The sequence below is a fragment of the Pseudomonas sp. genome, assembly GCF_028293835.1.
Taxonomy (GTDB): domain Bacteria; phylum Pseudomonadota; class Gammaproteobacteria; order Pseudomonadales; family Pseudomonadaceae; genus Aquipseudomonas.
The window spans coordinates 1-4,634 of record NZ_JAQGNX010000031.1; the positions used below are offsets into that span (position 1 = coordinate 1).

4 protein-coding genes are annotated in these 4,634 nt (G+C 56.7%); 3 read left to right on the forward strand and 1 reads right to left on the reverse strand.

Features of this window, described 5'->3' with window-relative positions:
- Positions 1–16 precede the first annotated feature (16 nt).
- Entirely contained in the window at positions 17–1,927 is a 1,911-nt protein-coding gene (locus JWR17_RS04085) for an ATP-binding cassette domain-containing protein (RefSeq protein ID WP_299828575.1), read from the forward strand.
- A 93-nt stretch (positions 1,928–2,020) separates the two neighbouring features.
- Here the strand turns inward: JWR17_RS04085 and JWR17_RS04090 are convergent, their stop codons facing one another.
- Positions 2,021–2,461, reverse strand: a complete 441-nt coding sequence (locus tag JWR17_RS04090; RefSeq protein WP_299828570.1) for a universal stress protein — start codon at positions 2,459–2,461, stop codon at positions 2,021–2,023.
- Between the two features lie 99 nt (positions 2,462–2,560).
- Here JWR17_RS04090 and JWR17_RS04095 point away from each other — a divergent pair, with 99 nt between their 5' ends.
- Entirely contained in the window at positions 2,561–2,998 is a 438-nt protein-coding gene (locus JWR17_RS04095; protein ID WP_299828572.1) for a hypothetical protein, read from the forward strand.
- Positions 2,999–3,607: 609 nt separating this feature from the next.
- Positions 3,608–4,634, forward strand: a 1,027-nt coding sequence (locus tag JWR17_RS04100; protein ID WP_299828573.1) for an enoyl-CoA hydratase-related protein, incomplete at its 3' end; no start/stop codon positions are given.

Sequence of the window (4,634 nt, forward strand, 5' to 3'; positions counted from 1 at the left end):
GTTTTTGGAGAAGATCATGACCCTGCTCAAATTCAGCGATGTGTCCCTTGCTTTCGGCGCTATGCCGTTGTTGGACAAGGTGTCCTGGCAGATCGCCCGTGGTGAGCGGGTGTGCATCATCGGCCGCAACGGCACCGGCAAGTCCAGCATGTTAAAGCTGGTCAAAGGCGTTCAGAAGCCGGATGACGGCGCCGTATGGCGCGCGCCAGGCCTGAAAATCGGCGAGCTGCCGCAAGAATTGCCGGAAGCCGACGGGCGGACCGTGTTCGACGTGGTTGCCGAAGGCCTGGACGGCGTCGGCGCGCTGCTTGCCGAATATCATCACCTGAGCCAGAACATCGTCACCGCTGAGGACCTGGACAAGCTGATGCATGTTCAGCAAGACCTCGAAGCCCGTGACGGATGGCGTTTGCAGCAGTTGGTCGACAGTACCCTGAGCCGCTTGCAGTTGCCGGCTGACAAAACCCTGGCCGAGCTTTCCGGCGGTTGGCGTCGTCGGGTACTGCTGGCCCAGGCATTGGTGTCCGAGCCGGACCTGTTGCTCCTCGACGAACCCACCAACCACTTGGACATCGGCGCAATCGCCTGGCTTGAAGAGGCGCTGTTGGGCTTCCAGGGCGCGGTTCTGTTCATTACCCACGACCGGGCATTCCTGCAGAACCTGGCGACCCGCATTCTCGAGTTGGACCGTGGCGGCTTGATCGACTGGAACGGCGATTACGCCAGCTTTTTGGTGCACAAAGAGGCCCAGTTGGCCGCTGAAGAAACGGCTAACGCGCTGTTCGACAAGCGCCTGGCCCAGGAAGAAGTCTGGATTCGCCAGGGCATCAAAGCCCGCCGCACGCGTAACGAAGGCCGTGTCCGCGCCTTGAAAGAGCTGCGCGTAGAGCGTAGCGAACGTCGCGAGCGCACCGGCAAGGCGAACATCCAGCTCGACACTGCCGATAAATCCGGCAAACAAGTGATGGTCCTGGACAACGTCAGCTTTGCGCACCCGGGCGGCCCGTTCCTGATCAAGGATTTCTCCATGGTCTTGCAGCGCGAAGACCGTATCGGTCTGCTGGGTGCCAACGGTACCGGCAAGACCACACTGCTCAAACTGATGCTCGACAGCTTGCAGCCGGTCAGCGGTACGGTTGAAGTGGGTACGCGCCTGGACGTGGCCTATTTCGATCAGTTGCGTCACCAGCTCGACTTGGAAAAAACCGTGATCGACAACGTGGCCGAGGGTCGCGACTTCATCGATATCGATGGCCAAAGCCGCCACGTGCTGAGCTACCTGGGCGACTTTTTGTTCAGCCCGCAGCGTGCACGTACTCCAGTGAAAGCGCTGTCAGGGGGCGAGCGTGCCCGTCTGTTGTTGGCCAAGCTGTTCAGCAAGCCAGCCAACCTGCTGGTCCTCGACGAACCGACCAACGATCTGGACGTGGAAACCCTCGAGCTGCTTGAAGAGGTGTTGCTGACATTCAAGGGCACCGTGTTGATGGTCAGTCACGACCGGGCATTCCTCGACAACGTCGTCACCAGTACGCTGGTGTTCGAAGGCGAAGGCAAGGTGCGTGAATACGTCGGTGGTTATCAGGACTGGCTGCGTCAGGGTGGCTCGCCACGCCTGCTGGGCGTTACCGAGAACAAATCGGGTAAAGCCGAGTTGGCCAGTGCGGCAGTTGCCGCAGCCCCTGTGGCAGCTCAAGAGATGCCGGTTGCCAAGAAGAAGCTCAGCTATAAGCTTCAGCGTGAGCTTGAGGGGCTGCCTAAGCAAATCGATGATGTCGAAGCGCAAATGGCTTCGCTGACGGCTGAGATGGCGGATGCCGGTTTTTACCAGCGTCCTGCCGAGCAGACGGCGGCGGTGATGGCGCAGCTTGAAAACCTGCAAGCGCAGCTTGATACCTTGCTGGAACGCTGGGCTGAACTGGACGCGTAATCTTTTGTAGGGCGGCTTGCTCGCGATGGATCGCGAAGCGAGCCTCCTACATATTCATTCGTGTCAGCAAGTTATCCGTTATTTGATAGGCGCTTAGCTCTGGGTTTTCAGGCGCACAGCCAGTACGTCGCACGGCGCGCCATGGAGGACGTCGTTGGCGGTGGACCCCAGCAGCAAGGCAAGACCGTGCCGACCGTGGCTGCCCACCACAATCAAATCGCAGGACTGTGTCTTGGCCAATTGGTGGATTTCCTGACGCGGCTGGCCATAGGTAAGGTGGCTGTCGCCAATGTTCACTTCCGGATATTTCAGTTTCAGCGCATCAAGCTTCTGTTTGGCTTGATCAAATTGCTGCTGCTGCAGTTGTGACAGATCCATGGGCACGTCACCACCGAACGCCATAGCCATAGGCTCGACGATGTGCACCATTGAGAGCTTCGCGTTGTTGCTCACCGCGAGTTCACGAGCCCTACGTATAACAGGGTCGCACTCTTCAGTAAGGTCGATGGCGACCAGGATATGTTCGTACGGCATGAGGAGTACCCCTTGAGGATTTCGATAGCCTTAAGTATGGCTCTTTTCACGCACAACCGTGTGCGCCGTTAATTATTGGTTATTTCCGGAAGCAGAAATATGACGGTCTGGATCGTGCTGTCAATCCTTGCACTGATATTGAGCCCATTGGCATGGCTAAGACCGACGCGCCGACAAAGCGGAAGGATGGCGTTGCGCCTGGAGGCACGCCGTCTTGGCTTGGGAATGCAGCTTGCGCCGCAGGAATGGCCGCATTGGTTACCTGCTGAGCCCCCGAGCCCCTGTGCCCAGTACCATTTGCCACGCAGCCGCAAAGATCCCTTGTGTTGGGTCTATTGGCAGACCGAACCCGGTGTATGGGTCAACCAATGGCGTGAGCCATGCGAGGACGCTGCATTAATGACCTGGTTGCGCACGCTTCCCGCAGACGTGTTTAAGGCCGAAGCGGACAAGCAATTAATCGCATTTTATTGGGCTGAGCGTGGCGAATCTGAAGTGTTACAGCGTATAGCGGCAGCACTAAAGGCCTTGGCTTGAGCTTCTCTGGCTAGCCGATCACTCAAATTCCAGGCATTAAAAAGCCCGAAAACTACATCGGGCCGGGGTTGGCCAGGCAGGCCGGATAATCTGTGGCGATCCCTTCAGGAAGGCAGGGAAGGCGCTAAGCGTTAACAGTCATCGGGCTCATTTGGGTGCGCCTGATTCGTCAGTGCGCAGAATGTAGACCCTCCTGAAGCGTTTGTCGCGCTTTCGCCTCTTTTTTATCCGCCGATAGCCAAATTGCCCGGAATAGGTGCAAAAGTTGGCCGTCCTTCATTACTCAAACGAATATTCCTACATCCAGCGTTGTTGAAACCCGCAGCCAATATGTGCCGCGCCGCTGGGCTGTGGGTAATCCGCTGTGTTCGCAGGTATTTTGCCCAATTGACAATTGGTAGAAATTCCGTGATGGTGTCCATACCCAAATCAAACGGGCGTATGAAATGAGCGTTTGCATCGTAAAAACGCTCATACAGAATCCCGAGTATCGCGTCGGCGGGTTCGGCTAAGCAGTTTGACAGTAGCAACGGCGGTAATGCCTTCGTCATGTCATCGCTATAGCGTCCAGCGCGTATTGTTCAGCTTCCATATCGTGGAGATCAGTTGATGATTTACGAAGGTAAAGCCATCACGGTTAAGGCTCTTGAAAGTGGCATCGTCGAACTGAAGTTCGATCTCAAGGGTGAGTCCGTCAACAAGTTCAACCGTCTAACCCTAAACGAATTGCGTCAGGCTGTTGATGCCATCAAGGCAGACGCTTCGATCAAGGGCGTGATCGTCAGCAGTGGCAAAGATGTTTTCATCGTCGGCGCCGACATCACCGAGTTCGTCGAGAACTTCAAGTTGCCGGATGCTGAGCTGGTGGCTGGCAACCTCGAAGCCAACAAGATTTTCAGCGATTTCGAAGACCTCGGTGTTCCAACCGTGGCAGCAATCAATGGCATCGCATTGGGCGGTGGTTTTGAAATGTGCCTGGCGGCTGACTTCCGCGTCATGTCGGACAGCGCCAAAATCGGTCTGCCTGAAGTCAAGCTGGGCCTGTACCCGGGTTTCGGCGGTACGGTCCGTTTGCCGCGCCTGATCGGTGCTGACAACGCTATCGAGTGGATTGCCTCGGGCAAGGAAAACCGTGCCGAAGACGCCTTGAAAGTAGGCGCCGTCGATGCCGTGGTTGCTCCAGGCAAGCTCGCCGAAGCGGCGCTGGACCTGATCAAGCGTGCCATTTCAGGCGAGTTTGATCACAAAGCCCGTCGCCAGCCAAAACTGGACAAGCTTAAACTCAACGCCATTGAACAGATGATGGCATTCGAAACAGCCAAGGGTTTTGTCGCGGGTCAAGCCGGCCCGAACTACCCGGCTCCGGTTGAAGCGATCAAGACCATCCAGAAAGCCGCCAACTTTGGCCGTGACAAGGCCCTGGAAATCGAAGCGACCGGCTTCGTTAAAATGGCCAAGACTTCAGCCGCACAGAGCTTGATCGGTCTGTTCCTGAACGATCAGGAACTTAAGAAAAAAGCCAAGGTTTACGATGAAGTCGCTAAAGACGTGAAACAGGCAGCCGTGCTCGGCGCCGGGATCATGGGCGGCGGCATTGCTTATCAGTCAGCTGTCAAAGGCACGCCGATTCTGATGA

Coding starts and splice junctions, on each gene's coding strand:
- JWR17_RS04090 (WP_299828570.1), bottom strand. CDS start 2,461: ATGCCGTACGAACATATCCTGGTCGCCATCGACCTTACTGAAGAGTGC.
- JWR17_RS04085 (WP_299828575.1), top strand. CDS start 17: ATGACCCTGCTCAAATTCAGCGATGTGTCCCTTGCTTTCGGCGCTATG.
- JWR17_RS04095 (WP_299828572.1), top strand. CDS start 2,561: ATGACGGTCTGGATCGTGCTGTCAATCCTTGCACTGATATTGAGCCCA.